This window comes from Acinetobacter sp. LT1, from assembly GCF_059800965.1.
In genome coordinates, this window is sequence record NZ_JBBAXE010000006.1 from 76,807 (window position 1) to 97,113 (window position 20,307).

The 20,307-nt window shown below is 37.6% G+C and carries 20 protein-coding genes; 7 read left to right on the forward strand and 13 right to left on the reverse strand.

The genetic code is table 11. The features are described 5' to 3' along the window. Positions 1–62: 62 nt before the first annotated feature. The 4 genes from ureC to WBW42_RS07585 all read right to left on the reverse strand — a co-directional run bounded on the left by ureC (position 63) and on the right by WBW42_RS07585 (position 3,400). A complete protein-coding gene (gene ureC, locus WBW42_RS07570) occupies positions 63–1,763 on the reverse strand; it encodes an urease subunit alpha (RefSeq protein WP_032056831.1) in 1,701 nt (566 codons plus the stop codon). A gap of 37 nt (positions 1,764–1,800) precedes the next feature. Beyond that, a complete protein-coding gene (locus WBW42_RS07575; protein WP_032056832.1) occupies positions 1,801–2,109 on the reverse strand; it encodes an urease subunit beta in 309 nt (102 codons plus the stop codon). 11 nt (positions 2,110–2,120) lie between these two features. Next, positions 2,121–2,423, reverse strand: coding sequence for an urease subunit gamma (gene ureA / locus WBW42_RS07580; protein ID WP_032056833.1), 303 nt, complete (start codon positions 2,421–2,423; stop codon positions 2,121–2,123). Positions 2,424–2,524: 101 nt separating this feature from the next. After that, positions 2,525–3,400: an urease accessory protein UreD gene (locus WBW42_RS07585; protein ID WP_032056834.1), complete on the reverse strand. Its 876-nt coding sequence runs from the start codon at positions 3,398–3,400 to the stop codon at positions 2,525–2,527. Between the two features lie 201 nt (positions 3,401–3,601). On the opposite strand from WBW42_RS07585, the gene WBW42_RS07590 reads away from it, so the two are divergent. Both WBW42_RS07590 and WBW42_RS07595 read left to right on the forward strand, forming a co-directional pair. Next, on the forward strand, positions 3,602–3,925 hold the full coding sequence (locus WBW42_RS07590) for a hypothetical protein (protein WP_005070594.1): 324 nt from the start codon (positions 3,602–3,604) through the stop codon (positions 3,923–3,925). Between the two features lie 187 nt (positions 3,926–4,112). Then, on the forward strand, positions 4,113–4,583 hold the full coding sequence (locus tag WBW42_RS07595) for a copper resistance protein NlpE (protein ID WP_032056835.1): 471 nt from the start codon (positions 4,113–4,115) through the stop codon (positions 4,581–4,583). A gap of 55 nt (positions 4,584–4,638) precedes the next feature. On the opposite strand, the gene WBW42_RS07600 is transcribed toward WBW42_RS07595, so the two are convergent. After that, complete coding sequence (locus WBW42_RS07600; protein ID WP_002117581.1) at positions 4,639–6,243, reverse strand: isocitrate lyase; 1,605 nt, start codon at positions 6,241–6,243, stop codon at positions 4,639–4,641. Positions 6,244–6,830: 587 nt separating this feature from the next. On the opposite strand from WBW42_RS07600, the gene WBW42_RS07605 reads away from it, so the two are divergent. The 3 genes from WBW42_RS07605 to WBW42_RS07615 all read left to right on the forward strand — a co-directional run bounded on the left by WBW42_RS07605 (position 6,831) and on the right by WBW42_RS07615 (position 11,175). Then, the gene (locus WBW42_RS07605; protein ID WP_004703082.1) at positions 6,831–7,820 is read left to right on the forward strand and encodes a LysR family transcriptional regulator; all 990 of its coding nucleotides are present in this window, start codon (positions 6,831–6,833) and stop codon (positions 7,818–7,820) included. A 123-nt stretch (positions 7,821–7,943) separates the two neighbouring features. Beyond that, positions 7,944–9,269: a polyamine export protein PaeA gene (gene paeA, locus WBW42_RS07610; RefSeq protein WP_002117726.1), complete on the forward strand. Its 1,326-nt coding sequence runs from the start codon at positions 7,944–7,946 to the stop codon at positions 9,267–9,269. A 568-nt stretch (positions 9,270–9,837) separates the two neighbouring features. After that, entirely contained in the window at positions 9,838–11,175 is a 1,338-nt protein-coding gene (locus WBW42_RS07615; protein ID WP_002117607.1) for a CitMHS family transporter, read from the forward strand. A gap of 42 nt (positions 11,176–11,217) precedes the next feature. Here WBW42_RS07615 and WBW42_RS07620 read toward each other — a convergent pair whose 3' ends face one another. Then, positions 11,218–11,730 (reverse strand): hypothetical protein, encoded by a 513-nt coding sequence (locus WBW42_RS07620; RefSeq protein ID WP_002117749.1) that lies wholly within the window; start codon positions 11,728–11,730, stop codon positions 11,218–11,220. Between the two features lie 213 nt (positions 11,731–11,943). Between WBW42_RS07620 and WBW42_RS07625 the strand changes: the two genes are divergently transcribed. Further along, positions 11,944–12,501: a DUF2239 family protein gene (locus tag WBW42_RS07625; protein WP_080776927.1), complete on the forward strand. Its 558-nt coding sequence runs from the start codon at positions 11,944–11,946 to the stop codon at positions 12,499–12,501. Between the two features lie 48 nt (positions 12,502–12,549). Here the strand turns inward: WBW42_RS07625 and WBW42_RS07630 are convergent, their stop codons facing one another. From WBW42_RS07630 to lysS, 6 genes are all read right to left on the reverse strand, one after another. After that, a complete protein-coding gene (locus tag WBW42_RS07630) occupies positions 12,550–12,906 on the reverse strand; it encodes a hypothetical protein (RefSeq protein WP_032056837.1) in 357 nt (118 codons plus the stop codon). A 90-nt stretch (positions 12,907–12,996) separates the two neighbouring features. After that, on the reverse strand, positions 12,997–14,610 hold the full coding sequence (gene cysN, locus WBW42_RS07635; RefSeq protein ID WP_032056838.1) for a sulfate adenylyltransferase subunit CysN: 1,614 nt from the start codon (positions 14,608–14,610) through the stop codon (positions 12,997–12,999). Positions 14,611–14,640: 30 nt separating this feature from the next. After that, positions 14,641–15,549 (reverse strand): sulfate adenylyltransferase subunit CysD, encoded by a 909-nt coding sequence (cysD, locus tag WBW42_RS07640; protein WP_000140408.1) that lies wholly within the window; start codon positions 15,547–15,549, stop codon positions 14,641–14,643. Then, positions 15,542–15,673: a hypothetical protein gene (locus WBW42_RS07645; RefSeq protein WP_002117520.1), complete on the reverse strand. Its 132-nt coding sequence runs from the start codon at positions 15,671–15,673 to the stop codon at positions 15,542–15,544. The genes cysD and WBW42_RS07645 overlap by 8 nt, the downstream gene beginning before the upstream one ends. 253 nt (positions 15,674–15,926) lie before the next feature. Further along, entirely contained in the window at positions 15,927–17,381 is a 1,455-nt protein-coding gene (locus WBW42_RS07650; RefSeq protein WP_032056839.1) for a capsule assembly Wzi family protein, read from the reverse strand. A 185-nt stretch (positions 17,382–17,566) separates the two neighbouring features. Next, positions 17,567–19,096 (reverse strand): lysine--tRNA ligase, encoded by a 1,530-nt coding sequence (lysS, locus tag WBW42_RS07655; RefSeq protein WP_002117806.1) that lies wholly within the window; start codon positions 19,094–19,096, stop codon positions 17,567–17,569. Positions 19,097–19,352: 256 nt separating this feature from the next. On the opposite strand from lysS, the gene WBW42_RS07660 reads away from it, so the two are divergent. Next, entirely contained in the window at positions 19,353–19,841 is a 489-nt protein-coding gene (locus WBW42_RS07660; RefSeq protein ID WP_014206073.1) for a YqiA/YcfP family alpha/beta fold hydrolase, read from the forward strand. Positions 19,842–19,856: 15 nt separating this feature from the next. Here WBW42_RS07660 and WBW42_RS07665 read toward each other — a convergent pair whose 3' ends face one another. Beyond that, on the reverse strand, positions 19,857–20,297 hold the full coding sequence (locus WBW42_RS07665) for an SRPBCC family protein (RefSeq protein ID WP_032056840.1): 441 nt from the start codon (positions 20,295–20,297) through the stop codon (positions 19,857–19,859). Positions 20,298–20,307: the final 10 nt, after the last annotated feature.

The window sequence follows — 20,307 nt, forward strand, 5'->3', positions numbered from 1 at the left end:
TCTCTCCTTATTTATTTCTTTCATATCTAGAGTAATGAGGCAAATCACCTCTATAAAATTCATCAAAATAAGAAATATCGCTGAGCCATTGGTAACACGTCAGCAGGTTCACACGTTAATAATTCACCATCAGCCCGCACCTCATAAGTTTCAGGATGAACATGCATAACTGGACAATATGTGTTGTGCTTCATATCGGCTTTAGTAATTGCACGCGTGTTTTTACATGGGCTAATTAACTTTTTAAGATTTAACTTCTCAGCAACTTTTTCATCGATTGCTGCTTGAGATAAAAAGGTAATACAAGTGTTATGCACCCCTCGCGGATAAGCCCCAAACATTGGGCGATAATGCACGGGTTGAGGTGTCGGAATTGAAGCATTAATGTCACCCATCGGTGCCGCTGCAATCATGCCACCTTTAATAATCATGGAAGGTTTCACACCAAAAAACGCAGGCTTCCATAACACTAAATCAGCAAGTTTTCCAACTTCAACCGAACCGATTTCATGACTTAAACCATGGGTAATGGCTGGGTTAATTGTATATTTGGCAATGTAGCGTTTAACGCGATTGTTATCATGAAAATCATTATCACCCTCTAAAGGACCACGTTGAATTTTCATTTTATGAGCAGTTTGCCAAGTACGTATAATTACTTCACCCACACGACCCATCGCCTGAGAGTCAGAGGACATCATGGCAATTGCACCTAAGTCTTGCAAAATATCTTCAGCGGCAATAGTTTCACGGCGAATACGACTTTCTGCAAATGCAATATCTTCAGCAATTGCTGGGTCTAAATGGTGGCAAACCATGAGCATATCTAAATGCTCATCAATAGTATTGATGGTATAAGGACGTGTTGGATTAGTTGAAGACGGCAAGACATTACTTTGTCCAATTGCCTTTAAAATGTCGGGAGCATGCCCACCACCCGCACCTTCGGTATGGTACGTATGAATCGTACGATCTTTAAAAGCTGCTAGAGTTTCTTCTAAAAACCCACCTTCATTTAAGGTATCTGTATGAATAGCGACCTGTACATCAAACTCGTCTGCCACACTCAAACAGTTATCAATGGCTGCCGGTGTGGAGCCCCAATCTTCATGTAGTTTTAACCCGATTACCCCAGCTTTAATTTGCTCACGAATTGGGTCTGGCAAACTCAAATTACCTTTGCCCAATAGGCCAATATTCATAGGTAAATCATCAATGGCTTGCAACATGGTCGCAATATGCCAAGGACCTGGAGTCACTGTGGTTGCTGAAGTTCCAGCCGCAGGTCCCGTACCACCACCCACCATTGTTGTTGTACCCGACATTAGCGCGGTTTCAACTTGCTGCGGGCAAATCCAGTGAATGTGAGTATCAATACCACCTGCCGTTAAAATTTGCCCTTCACCCGCAATCACTTCTGTTGCAGCACCTAAAGGAATGGTAATGTCAGGTTGAATATCAGGATTTCCTGCTTTCCCTATTTTCCAGATTCGACCATTTTTTAAGCCAACATCAGCCTTTACAATCCCCCACCAATCCACAATCAAGGCATTAGTAATGACAGTGTCGGCAACTTCATCAGCTAAAAGTTGAGATTGCCCCATTCCATCACGAATGACTTTACCACCGCCAAACTTAACTTCTTCACCATAAGTCGTTAGATCTTGCTCAACCTCAATAAAAAGCTCTGTATCAGCCAAGCGAATACGATCACCAACCGTTGGACCAAACATTTCAGCATATGCACGACGTGACATTTTCATAACTTATTACTCATCTCTTTCATTATCGTTGTTATGTTTAATCCAACTTGCCCATGACTCGGCCTGCAAAACCATATACTTCTCGCTTACCCACTAAAGCAACAAGCTCTACTTCTCGACTTTGTCCCGGTTCAAAACGTATTGCCGTGCCTGCCGCGATATTTAATCGAAAGCCTTTCGCTGTTTCACGGTCAAACTGTAGTGCATCGTTTGCTTCATAAAAATGAAAATGAGAACCCACCTGAATAGGCCGATCGCCAATATTAGCAACTACAATCTTTAAAGTTTGCCGTCCAACATTCAGCTCAATGTCTGCATCTGGAGTAATGATTTCACCAGGGATCATAAACGCTCCTTTTATACGATTGGCTGATGAACAGTGACTAATTTCGAGCCATCAGGAAAAGTTGCTTCGACCTGAACCTCAGCAATCATTTCTGGCACACCATCCATCACATCTTCGCGCTTTAATAAAGTTGTTCCGTAATGCATCAAGTCACTCACCGTCATACCATCCCGTGCTCCTTCAAGCAAAGCAGCAGAAATAAAAGCGATAGCTTCTGGATAATTTAGCTTTAAGCCGCGAGATTTACGGCGCTCAGCGACTAGCCCTGCGGTAAAAATAAGTAATTTATCTTTTTCTGTTGGATTGAGTTCCATATCTCTTTCCTAAATAGCATCTAACTTTCTTTAAGCAAAATACGTGCTCAAAAGCAGCATACTTGTTTTAATCGTTTTTTAAATACGCAATTTAACGTAACTTAGGTTCTCCAGATTCTTGGGAATTCTTCATCCAAATCAAACCAATAACGTCTTAATCTTGCTCTTATGGCTGCAAAAGCATCATGACAATGTCGGACATCATTTCCCAAGAAACGCGCACAAACCACATCATCTAATAATGTTAAAGTTACAGGTGCTTGCATACGCATCATCAATTCGCGAATGAGTTCGAGCTGTTGTTCTAAATAAAATGAAGACCGATATTTCTCAGGTGCTACGGCCCAAAAATTTCCCATTACGGCTTGATTATTCATACCTAAACAAGAACTCAGCCAACGATCTTCACCTTCAAAAAACAATGTATCTGCAACCAATAATTTTTGTTCTCGCCACAACTTAAACTGGTTGTGATAACTTCCCTGCACAAAACGTTCAGCACGTGCCTGTCGCCCGAGTACCAACATATCCCAGCCAATAAAACTGGCAGCAAGATCAAGATGAATATGAGTTTCTGAGTGTGCTAGAGCTCCATCAAACAGCATCGTTTCTTGTGGAACCCACTCCAAAATAGACCGATCTCGCACATGAAGATGAATATGCTGAAAGGCCTGTTTCTCATTAGTTTTGTACCACTTTCCAGCACCAGGAGTCGTTACAACCGCATGAGCTTGATCTTTGGTTTCAATTTGAAAAGTAAGATGATCTCCTCCTGCAATTCCTGCTGGAGGATGTACAATAATCGCATGACATACACCTGTTTTTTCAGGCCAGAGCATTTTTTGCACCCTTACAGGGCCATGGTGTTTTCTATGACTCATTATGGTGCGTGAATTTTCAAAACAAAATCCAAGCTCTAATCGCGCATACCAAAATGGTGCTAAAGAGTTTTTTGAAAACGTTTGTACCTGATTCATTCTGGTTCATATGTTCAAAATAAGTGCTTAAAGTTATAAGCAAAATACGCACCAAATATAAAAATAAGCAAAATGATAAAATTAGATACAATTTTTTGATTTTAATGAGTTAAAAAACAATCAATGTCTAACATAAAACCACAGTAACTCATGGAATTATTTATACAATAGCGCCCACCGTTGCTTCCATACTTGCTCTCCATGAAACTTTTTTTCGTGTTAACGCCACTTGTCTTTTTAACTGGGTGTATTTTTGGCCAATCTAGTGAGGTCAAACGTGCAGAGAAAATTCTCCATAATTTTGAATGTAAAAATGTTGAGACAAGTCAGATTGCAACAAGCTCAATTAATTCTTACTACCAACAGTCTTTAGCGGTAAGCAAAGAAAAGGCGACTTCATATGTAGAGAGTTATAAAAATGGTGAAGAGTTATTTGACATGCCGCTCGATGAAGTTTTAAAGCAACAATATCAACTTTATAAATCAGCTTGTGATTCTTTAGGTGGGGTTTCTTCGCAACCTTAATATATAAAGGTATTCACTTAATTTTTTAGTGGATACCTTTTTTTAATTTTATATCTTTCTTTTTGATTAAATTTCACTCACTTTACCTTTTGTTAAAATTAAATTACATACTTAAACTTTTATTAGGCTCTTATATTTCATAGCCTGTTTACTTGTTTTTTATTTATTTTCCGAGGTTTAGATCATCATGAAAAAAACATTATTATCAGTAGCACTCTTAAGCATCCTTCTTGCCGCTTGTAGCAAAAATGAAAATAAAGCCGACACGACAACTCAAGCATCTGCTCCAGCACAAACGATTGAAGCCAATAATAATGCTGTAGATACCGCACACACAGCTGAAAACTCACTCGATTGGGACGGCACATATAAAGGCACTCTCCCATGCGCAGACTGTGAAGGTATTAAAACCGAATTAGAACTTAAAGATGATAAAACCTACGAGCTGACTGAAACTTATCTTGGTAAAGGTGATACAAACCCATTTGAAACCCATGGTACCTTTACTTTTGACAAAGATAATACTTCAGTTATTACGTTAGATGATAAAGGCCAAAACCGTAAATTCTTTATTGGTGAGAACACTGCAACTGCTTTAGATATGGAAGGTAAAAAAGTTGAAGGCTCTTTAGCTGAACACTATGTTTTGAAAAAATAATTTTTAATAATTAAAAAACCCGCTCATTTGAGCGGGTTTTTTTATGAATCAATTCTTAGTGAGCTGCGAATTGGTTCATTGTGTTTTTAGCATCGTCATGTGCTTTAAGAGCGTTGTCACCAGAGAAGATTTCTTTGTGATCATCACCGATGTCAGAACCCGCCATTGCTTGGTGTTTAACACAAGCGATACCACCGCGGATTTCTTTACGTTGTACGCCAGCAACATAAGCCAACATACCTTCAGAACCGAAGTAACCTTGTGCAAGCTCATGAGTAGAAAGAGCAGCAGTGTGGTAAGTCGGAAGTGTGATCAAGTGATGGAACACACCCGCTTCACGAGAAGCATCTGCTTGGAAAGTACGGATCTTGTCATCAGCATCAGCAGCTAATTCAGTGTTGTCATATTCAGCACTCATTAATTTAGCGCGGTCATATGCAGAAACGTCTTTACCTTCAGCAACCCAACGGTCGTAAGCTTGTTGACGGAAGTTTAAAGTCCAGTTGAATGATGGGCTGTTGTTATAAACAAGCTTAGCATTTGGAACAACTTCTTTAACACGGTTAACCATGTGTGCGATTTCTTCTACGTTTGGAGTCGCAGTTTCGATCCAAAGAAGGTCAGCACCATTTTGTAAGCTAGACACACAGTCAAGTACAACACGGTCAATTTGAGTGTCAGCACGGAACTGATATAAGCCAGAAGGTAAACGCTTAGGACGGTGTAATTTACCATCACGCTTGATTAAGATTTCATCTTCTTGAGCATCAGCAATATCAATTTCTTGAGTATCTAAGTAGCTGATGTATTGAGAAGCGATGTCACCTGGCTCTTTAACCACTGGGATTTTTTGAGTCAAGTCAGCGCCTTCAGAATCAGTACGCGCAACAATGATACCTTCTTCAAGACCCATTTCTAAGAATGCATAACGTAATGCATGGATCTTAGCGATGAAGTCTTCGTGTGGAACAGTTACTTTACCAGCTTGGTGACCACATTGTTTAGCATCAGATACTTGGTTTTCGATTTGAAGCGCACAAGCACCAGCTTCGATCATTTTCTTAGCAAGTAAGTAAGTTGCTTCTTCGTTACCGAAACCAGCATCGATGTCCGCAATAATTGGCACAACGTGAGTTTCAAAGTTGTCGATTTGAGCTGTGATTTCAGCTGCTTTAGCAGTATCACCAGCTTCTTGTGCTTTTTTAAGCGCACGGAATAAATCGTTTAATTCTTTTGCGTCAGCTTGACGTAAGAAAGTATAGATTTCTTCGATCAATGCAGGAACAGAAGTTTTTTCGTGCATAGATTGGTCAGGAAGTGGACCAAATTCAGAACGAAGAGCAGCAACCATCCAACCAGAAAGGTAGATATAACGTTTGCTTGTAGTACCGAAATATTTTTTGTTCGCAATCATTTTTTGTTGTGCGATGAAACCATGCCAGCAACCTAATGATTGAGTGTATTTGCTTGAGTCAGCATCGTATTCAGCCATATCACGACGCATAATCGCAGCTGTATACTTAGCAATATCTAAACCAGTTTTGAAACGGTTTTGAAGTTGCATACGAGCAGCATCTTCTGGGCTAATGTCTGCCCAAGTATTGCCGAATTTTGCTTTTAATTGACGTACTGCATCAATCGCTGTTTGATATGTAGTCATGATATTGTCCTGTATTCATTTTAGGATTTCATCGATTGAAGCCTAGAGTCACGTTACTTAAATTTCTTATGACACCAGCTGCTTCCTCATGAACACAGCTTAGACTTAGCCAATCAATTAATCCAATATCCTTTGTTAATCTTCAGTATTTATTTAAAAAATATACCAATAAATCGATATTATAGATAAAACCAAAAACTTTAACACTTTGTTTATAAAAATAAAATTATCCTAAAGGAGTATAGAGTTTTATTCTAAAAACTCACTAAGTCTTATTTTTATACAATTTTTGGAGATTTTCCACTCATTTTTAAACCTAAAAGTCAATTGTAAATTAGGCTATTTTTGCCAATGCAAAAAGTCAATTTATATGCTAGAAATTGAGAAGTTATTCATAAATATATTCTATTTAGATTTCTTTCATTCAAAACTGAGCAAAGACAGTAAAATCGTGCCTTTGAAACACCTTTCCGCCCTACTTAATTCCTACAAAAAATGTCGCTTTTCTCATCATTTTTTCACACAATGATTATTAAATATGGCATAATTTGAAACAATTTCAGGGTTTTATTTTCGGTATTTTTTTTATGAATCTGGAGCGAGTAGATCTTAATCTATTAATATATCTTGATGTACTTCTTCGTGAAAAAAATGTTACGCGCGCAGCCGAACAGCTTGGGGTGACTCAGCCTGCAATGAGTAATATTTTACGTCGCTTACGTAATTTATTTAATGATCCGCTTCTTATCCGTTCTTCCGAAGGGATGACCCCGACAGAACGTGCTCTTGAATTACAACCCCGTATTCGTGATGCCCTTTCTGATCTTTCCATGATTTTGGAACCCCGTACCGAATTCCGCCCTTATACAAGTAATCGCGTTTTCCGCATTATGACATCTGACTATGCCGAGGCAACTTTAGTCCCTCGTCTTGTCAAAGCTCTACGCTCTGAAGCTCCAAATGTTGTACTCGACTTTCTTACACCAAGTGATGTGTCTTATAGAGACATGGAACAAGGTAAAGTTGATCTTGCTATTAATAGATTTAATGAAATACCGCAAAGTTTCCACCAAGTGTTAGTTTGGCGTGATAGTTTCAGCTGTATTCTTAATGACAAACACCCTGCTGTAACCCATTTGAATCTCAAAAGTTATCTAGATGCGCAACATATCTGGGTTTCTAAAACGGGTATGGGCGTAGGTTTTGGTGTAAATCCAGACAAACAAGGCGGTTTAGGCTGGATCGATCAGGCATTAGAACGTATTGGTCAACGTCGTAAAATTTCTGTATTTACTCGTCACTACCAAATGCCAGCATTACTTGCTCAAAATGTTGACTTGATTGCCACCCTTCCAACTCGAATGGCACGCCTACAAACTCAAAATCCAAAACTGGTTATAAAAGATCCTCCTTTTTATATTCCAGAATTTGAACTTAAAATGGCTTGGTGCCCGTTATTACATCATCATCCAGCTCATCGCTGGTTGCGCCAACTTATTTTATTTGTTGCTCGTCAAATGATTGAAGAAGAAAATCGTGAATTTCTAACCAACAATTCACAATTTTCTCACTATTAAATAAATTTTAATTTAATTGTCGATTTTAGACATTATCTTCAAGCGCTGAGCAATCAATCTGATTACCTCAGCGCTTTTTTGTGTTAAAACATAGTCATAATAATGATGAACCTCGGGTGATTTGTGAGTCTCTTTCAAAATATCATTATCATCGTACTGCTCATCATCGCAGCAGGCTTTTTATCTTTAACTGAAATTGCATTGGCTGGCGCCAGAAAAGTAAAGTTAAAAATTTTAGCCGAAGCTGGCGAAGAACGTGCCCAACAAGTACTTGATCTACAAGAACAATCTGCCGATTTTTTTGCAGCTTCTCAAATTGGCCTAAATGCAGTTGCAATTTTAGGCGGTATTTTGGGTGAAGCTGCTTTTCGTCCCTTTTTTGTCACTTTAGTTGACCGCTTTTATGAAGGTCCATGGACACAAACTATCGGTTTTGCCCTCTCCTTCACTTTAGTAACTTCTCTATTTATTTTATTTGCCGATCTCATGCCAAAACGCTTGGCAATGATTGCACCTGAAAAAATTGCAATTAGCGTTATTAACCCGATTCAAGTTTTTATTAAGGTGTGTAAACCCTTAGCTTGGGGAATTAATGCTATTGCGAATCTGTTATTTCGCTTATTTAAAGTGAATACAACACGCGAAGATAACATTACTTTTGATGATATCTCAGCAGTCATGGATGCAGGTGCTCAAGCCGGCGTACTTCAAAAACAAGAACACCACTTTATTGAGAATGTTTTTGAACTAGAAGAACGTACTGTACCTTCAAGCATGACGACACGCGAAAACGTCGTTTATTTCACCCTAAACGAACATGAAGATAGTATTCGTCAAAAATTAGCAGAATATCCTTACTCAAAATTTTTAGTGTGTAATGAAAATATTGATCAGGTTATTGGTTATGTTGATGCTAAAGATTTCTTAGTACGCATTTTAAATAATCAATCACCAACTCAATTAAATGAGTCTACCATTCGTACTGTACTCATGATTCCCGACACTCTCACACTCTCTGAACTACTTGACCGTTTTCGTTCTACAAAAGAGAAATTTGCTGTCGTTATCAATGAATATGCACTTGTTGTCGGAGTGATTACATTAAGCGATATCATGATCACAGTTATGGGTGATTGGGTTACTCCTATTGAAGAAGAGCAGCAAATCATTAAACGTGATAATAACTCTTGGTTAATTGATGGCAGTACACCAATTGATGATCTAAGACATGCTCTTGAAATTGATGAAATGCCTGATGAAGAAAACTATGAGACGCTCGCAGGTTTCATGATGTACCGTTTACGCAAAATTCCACGTCCAGCAGATTTTGTAGAATTTGGTGGATATAAATTTGAAGTTGTCGATGTCGACCATTTTAAAATTGACCAACTTCTTGTAACTCGAATTTTAGAACAAACCGAAACACACTCATCAATTGATGAAAACTAATCGGTATTAATTTAAATGCCCCACAATTTAGCTGGGGTATTTTTTTAAACTAAATAACTTTTTTAAATATATGTAATAATTATTTTAGATTCATTTATTCAATTTGCTCTTTTAATCTAAAAGTATTATTATTTTATTTAACAACTCTATTAAAGCTTAAATACTGAAAATTAATAAAATAATCTATATCCCTTAGCTACCTATAAAGTAATTAAGTCCCATTTACATTGCAAACAAACTTATATAACTTAGCTCAAAGTAAGCCCCTAAATGCTTCTTCTTCTCATTTCAATCATCAAAATATATATAATTAAAAAAAATGCCATATAATTTTTATTTTTATAATACCTTTATATTATTTTATAATAGCATTCATTTATTATAAAACCATTATAACCTTAATATATATGTTCAGTATTTCATCTAAATATACCTATCCAAACGAATATATATTAACCAAATAAACTAAATATATTATTTGTCTTTTTAATAAAAATTAATAAGAATAACCAAGGTCAGAGTTTTGAATAAACTTGTTCAGTAAAACTATAGGCAAAGGATTGATTGTATGCTGACATTACTTGGTGTTGGCATGATTTTGTGCTTCATGTACTTAATCATGTCCAAACGTTTAAGCCCTATTATTGCTTTAATTCTCATCCCGTTTATTTTTTCTCTCATTGCTTGGGGCCTAGGTCATTACTTTGAAAGTTTAAGTCACATTGAACTTAAAGGTCTCAGTGAGATGATGCTGGATGGCATCAAAAAATTAGCGCCAACTGGCGTAATGCTTTTATTCGCAATTTTGTATTTTGCCTTAATGATCGATGCAGGTCTTTTCGACCCACCAGTTAAATGGATTTTGAAAAAAGTTAAAGGCGATCCTTTAAAAATTACACTAGGAACTGTCTTTTTAACCACTCTCGTTTCTTTAGATGGTGATGGCTCAACCACCTATATGATTTGTGTGGCTGCAATGTTGCCACTTTATCAACGCCTAGGAATGAACACACTCATCATGACTGCGCTTATGCTTTTATGTAGTGGTGTAATGAACCTAACGCCATGGGGCGGTCCTACTGCTCGTGCTGCAAGTGCGTTACAAGTTGATCCAAGCCATATTTTCGTACCAATGATCCTTCCAATGATCATTAGTATTGGTTGGTTATTCTTCTTGGCATATTTATATGGCCGCTATGAGCAAAAACGTTTAGGCGTGATTGAGCTTGAAAGTCATCATGGTGACAATATTACCGTGTCGAAAGATCCTGAAGCGACGCGTCCACATTTACGCAAAGTAAATATGGTACTTACTATTATTCTCATGATTGCATTAATCAAAGGCATTTTGCCAATGTCAGTGCTATTCATGCTAGCGTTCTGTATTGCAATGCTGATTAACTATCCAGATGTTGATATGCAGAAAAAGCGTATCGCAATGCATGCAGATAGTATTTTAGCTGTTGTAGGTTTAATTTTCGCAGCAGGTATTTTCACAGGTATTCTATCTGGTACAGGTATGGTTGAGGCGATGTCTAAAGAATTCGTCGCAATGATTCCTCCAAGCATGGGTCCATATCTTGCACCGATTACCGCTTTAGTCAGTATGCCTTTGACATTCTTTATGTCAAATGATGCATTCTTCTATGGTGTTTTACCAATTCTTGCTGAAGCGGCTTCACATTACGGTATTAGCCCAGAAGCTATTGCTCGTGCATCAATTGTAGGTCAACCAGTACACTTACTATCGCCTCTTGTTCCATCAACTTACTTGTTATGCGGTCTTGCTAAAGTTGACTTTGCAGATCATCAAAAGTTCACATTTAAATGGGCATTTATAACATGTATGGTTTTGATGGGCACCGCATTAGTGATTGGCGTTTTCCCGCTCTTTAGTACACTTTAATTATTCCCCTAAAAATAAAAGCCCCAAACGGGGCTTTTATTTTTATTTATTTATATACTCAATCATGGCGTCTAAGAACGCATGAAAGTGCAAGCTAATATCTTCTTCTAAAATTTTATAGGCATTATCAAATTGCACCATTGGCCAACCTTCTTTCCAAAATGGGAAGATGTCATGTAAGTCATGAGTAACTATTGCATCTTCTCGAACAATCGCTTGTGAAATTTGTGCCAAAACTTGCGCTGTTTCTGCACCATCAATAGCTAAATAATCAATACCACGCGCTTTTAAAATACGAATTCGATCTTTTTTATAGCGAATTTTTTTAGCTTGAGCTGCATTTAAACCTAGTGCAAGAGTAACTGCCTCTACAAACTTTTCTTCAAAATTTGTATTCAGTGCCACTAAAGCCTGTTTATGTGCTTCCTGGCGTCCTGCTTTTCCCCCGTTACGGATGATCTCATTTGCTTCCGTATCTAGCTTATCTTTTTTCATCGACTGTAAAATGTCTAAAATTTCGATATCGCTTAAAGATTCAGGAGATTGCTCAAACATAGGAGTCTCTATACATACAACTAAAGGCGTATTCTCTCATAAAAGCAATACTAAAGCAGAGTAAAATTTTAAATAGCTCATTATCTTGACTATTTTTATAGTCCTAACTTCATCGACTACACTCATAAAATCAAATAATTCTTTGGTTATAATTTTAATTATTTGCCAAATTAATTTTACCCTGATAATATTATTTTACCCAGATAAAAATATATGGCTAAAATGAATACTAAAATCACCTATACTGCCTTCACTGGAAGCACGCTTATTGCGAGTGACTCCCTTATTGAACTTGCAAAAAAACTCAAAGATCTTCCGAAAACAACGGAAAATATTCTGATTTTTAATGATCAAACAGGTCAACAAATTGATCTTGATCTTTCTGGTTCGGAACAGGAAATTCAACAACGTTATGCTGAACCAGAAGAAATTAAAAAAGTTGGACGACCTAAACTCGGAGTAATTTCTCGTGAAATCACTTTACAGAAAAAACATTGGGATTGGTTAGATCAACAAAGTGCGAGTGCATCAGCAGTAATTCGTAAGTTAATTGATAAAGAGTTAAATAACTCAAATTCTGAAGGTAATATTATGCTCGCTAAACAAGCCATCGACCGTTTTATGTCTGCCATGTTGGGCAATATGCCAAATTACGAAGAAGCAACACGTGCCTTATATCAAGGTGATCGAGATATATTTTTAAAGATGATTCAGAACTATCCTAAAGATATAAAAGAGCATCTGATTCAAAAAACCCAAAATATTTTTTAATTTTTTGATTATTCCAGCTTCTTGATAAGCGGAACAATCAGACATAATCTATAAATCATCTTCATCATTTATTGAAGATGTCATTTTCATATCAAGATTTTTATAATCAACCCCCTGCAAACAACTTAGACATCTCTCTTTCAATTCATCAATCATTTGCTGTTGCTTTACCTCTCCTCCATCAAAGCTAGATAAAGCATCAATCTCATCAAAACATGCGATTACATATTTTAGATCGTTAGAAATTATTGTAGATTTTAAAAGTTCATTAGAAAAGCTCGACCTTGCTAAAGACCATATTCCAGCTTCAGGAGAAAGAATTCCCTGTTTCATTCCCTCTAAAACTCCCAAAGCTAGTGAAGCGATATAGAATTCAGCATTTTTATTAAGGGTTTCAAGTTTCATATATTAGAGATGTAGTTATATAAAAATATAGAGTATACACAATACAAAAAAACCCGCTTACGCGGGTTTTTTCAAAATCAATTCAGTCTATTAAAGACGAACTAATTCCACAACTTTTTCAGCTGCCTCTTCAACGGTTTCAGCAGTAACTTCTGTATCTGTACCATCCACAGCCGTAGTAATAACTACAACACCTGTCTCACGCAATAAAGTAATTTGATCAGCAGTTAAGTTGGCTTTTGCAATCGCAACTACACCTTGTTGGATCAATAAACTTTCTAAAACTTGAGCTTTCTCGATTAACTGTGCAGAAATCCCAATCACCGCTGGCTTTTGGCCCAAACGTGCAGCACGATCTTCAGCTGTTACAGGATTGCTATGTGCAGTCCATTCAACAGCAGCCTCAACCATACCTGCACCAACAGTTACGTTGCTTAAGCGGTCAATGAAGATGAATGAACCTGTATAACGAGAATCTTGATATTGATCAAACACAACTGGCGCATCGAACTCAACTACAACATCTGCAATTGCATTTAACTCAAGCTCTTCCACATGAGTATGTTCAAGTGTATTCACATTCACTCGATAGTGAATATTAGTGACTTTAGCAGGAACAGTCTGGGTACCAATCTTAACGTTGTATAACTTACCTTTCACGAGCGGATGTTCATTCATCCACACCACTGAAGCACGAACACTACGTGAAATTAACGGTTGCTCGCCAGCACGTACCAAAACGTTACCACGGCTAATATCAATTTCATCATTCAGGGTCAATGTAACCGCTTGACCCGCTACAGCCTGCTCAAGGTTTCCATCAAAAGTAACGATTTCTTTAACTGTTGAACGCTTACCTGATGGCAGTGCAACAATCTCATCACCAACATTGATTTCACCTAAAGCAACAGTACCCGCAAAACCACGGAAATCAAGGTTTGGACGATTTACATACTGAACAGGGAAACGGAATTCGTGTTTGTTTGATTCACGACTAATTTCCACCGACTCAAGAATGCTCATCAAGGTTTGACCCTTGTACCACGGCGTATGAGCTGACGGATTCACAACATTATCGCCATTTAAGGCAGAGATTGGTACAAACTGAATATTGGCTGGACGACGATCACCTAATTGGCTTACGAAAGCATCATATTCAATCTGAATTTCAGTGAAACGCTCAGGTGAATATTCAACCAAGTCCATCTTATTGATTGCAACAACAATATTTTTAATACCAAGCAAACTTGCAATAAACGTATGGCGACGAGTTTGAGTTTGTACACCATAACGTGCATCGATCAGGATGATTGCCAAGTCCGCAGTTGACGCACCTGTTGCCATGTTGCGTGTATATTGCTCATGCCCTGGAGTATCCGCAATAATAAACTTACGCTTTTCTGTTGAGAAATAACGGTATGCTACGTCAATGGTAATACCTTGTTCACGTTCTGCTTGAAGGCCATCTACTAGTAACGCCAAGTCTGGTGCATCACCCGTAGTTCCTACTTTTTTACTGTCTCGCGTTACAGCTTGCAATTGATCTTCATAAATCAATTTTGAATCGTAGAGTAAACGTCCAATAAGCGTACTTTTACCATCGTCTACGTTACCGCAAGTCAAAAAGCGTAGAAGGTCTTTTTGTTCATGTTGCTTTAAATAGGCCAAGATATCTTGACTGATTAATTCTGATTGATGAGACATTGCTCAAACTCCACAAATTTAGAAATTGTCTTAGAAATAGCCTTCTTGCTTTTTCTTTTCCATTGAGCCCGCTTCATCATGGTCAATCATACGACCTTGACGCTCAGAACTCGTGGCTAAAAGCATCTCTTGGATAATTTCAGGTAACGTATCTGCTTCAGACTCAACTGCACCAGTTAACGGGTAACAGCCAAGCGTACGGAAACGTACAGACTTCATCTGTGGAACTTCACCCTCTTTTAGACGCATACGCTCATCATCAACCATGATTAACGTACCGCTACGCTCTACTACTGGACGAACAGCAGAGAAATAAAGAGGAACGATTTGAATATTTTCTAAATAGATATATTGCCAGATATCCAACTCAGTCCAGTTAGATAAAGGGAATACACGAATACTTTCACCTTTGTTCACTTTACCATTGTAAAGATTCCAAAGTTCAGGGCGTTGGTTTTTCGGGTCCCAACGGTGTTTGCTATCGCGGAATGAGTAAACACGCTCTTTTGCACGTGATTTTTCTTCATCACGACGTGCACCACCAAAAGCAGCATCAAATTGATATTTATCCAAAGCCTGTTTTAAAGCTTGGGTTTTCATAATATCGGTATATTTTGAACTACCATGATCAAATGGGTTGATCCCAGCTTCACGGCCTTCTTTGTTCTGATGAACAATTAAGTCAAAACCATGAGTTTTTGCCATGTTATCGCGAAACGCGATCATGTCTTTAAATTTCCAACCCGTATCTACATGTAATAATGGGAATGGAAGTTTAGCTGGATAAAATGCTTTTAACGCAAGATGAAGCATAACAGCCGAGTCTTTACCAATTGAGTAAAGCATGACTGGGTTTTCGAATTCTGCAGCAACTTCACGGATGATATGAATGCTTTCCGCTTCAAGCTGTTTGAGATGTGTGAGTCTTGATTCAGTCATGAACACGTCCTTCTCTATCCATTTTGCCCATAAAATCTAGAAGTAGTATTAAACCACCACCTAGAAGACCATGTGGAGGAACGAGTGCCATAACAACTCCAATTTTTCGTGATAGATAATCCAACCACAAGCCTTTATATGGCTTATAGCATTAGTTATGCATTATAGTGATTTAAAACCGATTCCTTTTGCTTGTTTTTTCATATTGATATTCGATTTAATCATATACATGTAATATGCTGATTCACTTGCATAACTTTGTAATCCTAGCTTGTGTAACCAACTTAAGCAAATCATGTTCTAGTCTATAGTTTTCTTTAAAAGCCATAAAAAAGAGAAGCATTAATCGCTTCTCTTTTCTAAAACATGATCTAATCTTAGAAACCAAACATTTTACGTTCTAATGGAATTTCAACACCAATAGATGCACCTGCATCATTACCCTCAAGATCCGAATCACTTACCCATCCATTAATTTTTAATGGAAGATCAGGTTTGATGAAATGCGTCCACGTTAAATCAAGTGCTTTAATTTCATCATCTTTAGGGAATGCTTTATTGATTGCCAAGTTAGATTGGTTAACTTTAACCACCATAGCGCGACCACTTAAACGGTTCATGACATCAAAGCGGATATCGCCACCCACCGAATACATTTGCCCGTCACCACCCATCGCATGACCTAACGAGAAACCATGTTGATAATAGCCATCTGTATATTGGTGGTGATTATATGAAATCCCTCTTGCATCACCATTTGTACGTGTATCTGCCCATTCAGCATAGAGTTGATAAGGCATATTATTAACTATTGAAGAATAATCTGCTCCAGCCAAATACATTTTTTTAGATGGTAAACCACCCGCCTCATCTTCCCCTACATATTGCCCGTAAACACTGACTGGGATATTAAACAACGGTTGTAATTGTAAACGAGCATCAAAACCTGCTAACTGATTAGATGCATTATCTTCGCCTACACAACTACTTTCAGTACAACCATTATCTTTACCGATAATCGCATTCCAATAGGCTTTAAAACTATTTGGCTGACCATCTCCACCAATTTGAATCGCTCTAGAAGCACCAAGTTCTAAAGCAGGAAATGGTTGTGCAGTTAAACGCATCCCAATTAATTTTGCATTATGTATTTTATAATCATCTAATTGACCAGCAAAAGCTTGATATTGCCAAGGTCCAATCCAAGACAACCATTTTGTCTCAAAAGCATTTTGCACAGCACGTTGTGCAGTTACCCCATAAACTGGTCGACTTGCATCACCACGAATTAAGCTACCATCATATCCAGGTCCCCACCATGTTGGAATTTGACCTGCAACTACCCATTGATTCCAAAGTTTACCAGCGACATATGAACCCTCAACATTGACATCTTGACCATTATCAATTTGTGGGTCTTTTTCTGCATTTACTCGGATTTTAGCGTCCCAGTTTTCACCGCCAGCATTAAACTCTAATGAACCTTGGTACTGTGATTTTTGGTTATCGCCAAATGCTTGTGGAATATTTTTAATATCAGATTCAGCAAAAGCACCCACTTTAACTGTATTGTTATCTGCTTTTAACGCATTAAGTACTGAATTAATAACTTTTTGTTGAGCTGGATGCGTCACTTTTGCTTGAGAAAGTGCTCTTTGAATTTCATCACCACTTAACGGCCAAGTTGAAGTGCTAATACTGATAACACCTTGTTGATTTAACCAGTTTAAGTCGGTACGTAAGTCTTCATTATTTAGCACTAAACCTTGTGCAAAAATAGCGGATGAAGCAGTTGCCAATATTGCAATTGAAAGTGTTTTTCTTAGAAACATGCCAGCCAATTCTCAAAGTTATTTATGAGCAACACCTTAAATTTTTTATCACAACTTTGCAATTGTTAAACTGTGCAATTACATTTTTTAACGCTATCTTAAGATTAGTATAATTAGGTAAGTTTCTAGATATAAAAAGTAATAAAAAAGGCAGTATAAATACTGCCTTTTTGCATCTTAGAAGATTAACCTTCTTTACGGCGCATATGCGGGAATAAAATTACATCACGAATACTTGGTGCGTCAGCAAATAACATAACCAAACGGTCAATACCAATACCTTCACCTGCTGTTGGAGGTAAACCATATTCAAGTGCTTCAACAAACTCTGCATCGTAATGCATTGCTTCATCATCACCAGCGTCTTTTTCAGCAACTTGCGCTTGGAAACGCTCAGCTTGATCGATTGGGTCATTTAACTCGCTGAAGCCATTTGCTAACTCACGACCACCGATGAAGAATTCAAAACGATCTGTAACGTGTGGATTGTCATCATTACGACGCGCCAATGGAGAAGTTTCCGCTGGGTAATCAGTAATAAATGTTGGCTGACGAAGTTTAGTTTCAACAGTTTCTTCAAATACGATTGTTTGAAGCTTACCTAAACCAAAACCTGGCTTAACCTCTTCTTTCAACTCTTCACGAATAAATTTTGCAAGAAACTCGCGATCACCTACATTTTCAGGTGTGAACTGCGGATTATTCTCTAAGATCGCATCGAACATAGAGATTTTCTTGAATGGTCCTTTGAAGCTAAATACTTCACCTTGGTAAGGAACATCAGTTGTACCTAGAATATCCAAAGCCAACTTTTCAAGCATATTTTCAGTCAATGCCATTAGGTCTTTATAATCAGCATATGCCTGATAAAACTCGATCATCGTGAATTCAGGGTTGTGACGTGTTGACACCCCTTCATTACGGAAGTTACGGTTGATTTCAAACACACGCTCAAAACCACCCACAACTAAACGCTTCAAATAAAGTTCAGGCGCAATACGTAAGAATAAAGGCATATCCAAAGCATTGTGATGTGTTTCGAATGGACGTGCAGAAGCACCACCTGGAATCACATGCATCATTGGCGTTTCAACTTCCATGAAACGCTCATTGTTTAAGAATGCTCGAATACCTGCAACAACTTTGGCACGGATTTCAAAAGTCTTACGTGTTTCTTCATTCACAATTAAGTCAAGGTAGCGTTTACGGTACTTAACTTCTGTGTCATTTAAGCCATGAAATTTATCTGGTAACGGACGAAGAGATTTTGTAAGAAGTTCAAAACCTTCAAGATGAACATATAAGTCACCTTTGCCTGAACGTCCGATATAACCTTCGGCAGCAATAATGTCACCGAGATCTAAACCTTTAATGGTTTCAAGAATATCTTTTGGTAAGCCTTTACGGTCAACATATAACTGAATACGACCTGTCATGTCTTGAATCACCATGAAAGAACCACGGTTTAACATGACACGGCCGGCCACTTTTACATAGACATGCTCAGCGCTTTCAATTTGTTCTTTCGACTGATCTTTAAATTGTTCTTGTAGATCAGCTGCGTAATGTTCACGCTTAAAAGTATTTGGCCAAGGACTCTTTCCAGTTTCCTTTGCAACATCTTGGATTTGCTTTAATTTGGCATGACGCTGTGCAATTAAATCGTTTTCGGAAATAGTTGGTTCAGAAGTCGATTGAGCGTTTTGTTGCGTCATCTCTGCCTCGATTAAGTAAAAATGAAGTGGCATAGCTTAACAGATTGCAGGAGTTTTTCGAATGATTTCAATCAAACAAAAATGAAAAAAGACAATTTATGGAAACGAGCCGTACTTTTTAAAGGCAAAATGACTTAGACCAATCGCTAAGATCATTTTTTAAAGCTTTTAGTAAAATATAAAAAAATCCAAATAACCTCGATATTCAAAGGCCCTTTTTGCCTTTTATTTTATCAATGAGATTGTGTCGTAAATAATGAAAATTCTATTTTTACATGGCTTGGATTCTTCTCGTGAATCGACAAAGTTCCACGCCATTTTACATCCTGAAAAATTTTGTATTGACGTTGATTATCGTAACCTAAGTTATGCGTCTGTTGAGTACTTCTATCATCAGGCTATTCAGACGATTAAACCAGATTTACTGGTTGGTCACAGCCTTGGAGGATATTGGGCCTTAAAAACTGCCGCTCAACATAAATTAGCTGTGATTGTGGCAAATCCAAGTCTTACGCCTAGTTTTCGACCTGATTATCCTCAGCTTTCCGAAGAGGAACTTACCCTCTCTAATCCTAAAATGGCTTATTTAGAATTAGGAGATGAGCAACTTGATATGTATCAGGTTCAAGAAACACTTGCACCCTACATGAATATTGAAACCTTTGAAGGCGGACATCATCGTTTGGCCTACCCTTCTCGTATCAATGATTTGATTATGAAAATTTATAAAAAATATTTGGCTTAAATTGATGCCGATTGCCTATTTTTCTTCTGCTAATTTCTTAATCACCTCAAAACCTTGAACGAAGCCACTTTTCAACATACCCATATATTCAGGTAAGGTGGCTAATTCAACTTTTAAAGTAGTTACATTATCGTATTGGCTTAAAAAATATTTTTCTAGAGAACCACTCCAGCCTTTAACTTCTTCACTTTCTAAATCTTCCTTATCATCCTTAATCATTCCTAAATGTTTAAAAATCAAGATTTCCGGCTTTTTCAATTCTTCAATGGTGGAAACCATGCCATTGCCTTCACCATCTAGGAAATAAGTTTTGCCACCGATTTGCCAATCGGTACGCATTGAGGAATCTGGAGCAAAAAATTTTGTCCAAGCATTATATGTCTCGTTATTCCAAAGTAATTCCCATACTTTTTCTATAGGTGCCTCAATTTCTACTTCGTATACTAAATTTTCCATACTTAACTTC

What these genes read in the sequence shown, in the direction of transcription:
- ureC (WP_032056831.1), bottom strand. Translation starts at nt 1,763, where the DNA reads ATGAAAATGTCACGTCGTGCATATGCTGAAATGTTTGGTCCAACGGTT.
- WBW42_RS07575 (WP_032056832.1), bottom strand. Translation starts at nt 2,109, where the DNA reads ATGATCCCTGGTGAAATCATTACTCCAGATGCAGACATTGAGCTGAAT.
- ureA (WP_032056833.1), bottom strand. Translation starts at nt 2,423, where the DNA reads ATGGAACTCAATCCAACAGAAAAAGATAAATTACTTATTTTTACCGCA.
- WBW42_RS07585 (WP_032056834.1), bottom strand. Translation starts at nt 3,400, where the DNA reads ATGAATCAGGTACAAACGTTTTCAAAAAACTCTTTAGCACCATTTTGG.
- WBW42_RS07590 (WP_005070594.1), top strand. Translation starts at nt 3,602, where the DNA reads ATGAAACTTTTTTTCGTGTTAACGCCACTTGTCTTTTTAACTGGGTGT.
- WBW42_RS07595 (WP_032056835.1), top strand. Translation starts at nt 4,113, where the DNA reads ATGAAAAAAACATTATTATCAGTAGCACTCTTAAGCATCCTTCTTGCC.
- WBW42_RS07600 (WP_002117581.1), bottom strand. Translation starts at nt 6,243, where the DNA reads ATGACTACATATCAAACAGCGATTGATGCAGTACGTCAATTAAAAGCA.
- WBW42_RS07605 (WP_004703082.1), top strand. Translation starts at nt 6,831, where the DNA reads ATGAATCTGGAGCGAGTAGATCTTAATCTATTAATATATCTTGATGTA.
- WBW42_RS07615 (WP_002117607.1), top strand. Translation starts at nt 9,838, where the DNA reads ATGCTGACATTACTTGGTGTTGGCATGATTTTGTGCTTCATGTACTTA.
- WBW42_RS07620 (WP_002117749.1), bottom strand. Translation starts at nt 11,730, where the DNA reads ATGTTTGAGCAATCTCCTGAATCTTTAAGCGATATCGAAATTTTAGAC.
- WBW42_RS07625 (WP_080776927.1), top strand. Translation starts at nt 11,944, where the DNA reads ATGGCTAAAATGAATACTAAAATCACCTATACTGCCTTCACTGGAAGC.
- WBW42_RS07630 (WP_032056837.1), bottom strand. Translation starts at nt 12,906, where the DNA reads ATGAAACTTGAAACCCTTAATAAAAATGCTGAATTCTATATCGCTTCA.
- cysN (WP_032056838.1), bottom strand. Translation starts at nt 14,610, where the DNA reads ATGTCTCATCAATCAGAATTAATCAGTCAAGATATCTTGGCCTATTTA.
- cysD (WP_000140408.1), bottom strand. Translation starts at nt 15,549, where the DNA reads ATGACTGAATCAAGACTCACACATCTCAAACAGCTTGAAGCGGAAAGC.
- WBW42_RS07650 (WP_032056839.1), bottom strand. Translation starts at nt 17,381, where the DNA reads ATGTTTCTAAGAAAAACACTTTCAATTGCAATATTGGCAACTGCTTCA.
- lysS (WP_002117806.1), bottom strand. Translation starts at nt 19,096, where the DNA reads ATGACGCAACAAAACGCTCAATCGACTTCTGAACCAACTATTTCCGAA.
- WBW42_RS07660 (WP_014206073.1), top strand. Translation starts at nt 19,353, where the DNA reads ATGAAAATTCTATTTTTACATGGCTTGGATTCTTCTCGTGAATCGACA.
- WBW42_RS07665 (WP_032056840.1), bottom strand. Translation starts at nt 20,297, where the DNA reads ATGGAAAATTTAGTATACGAAGTAGAAATTGAGGCACCTATAGAAAAA.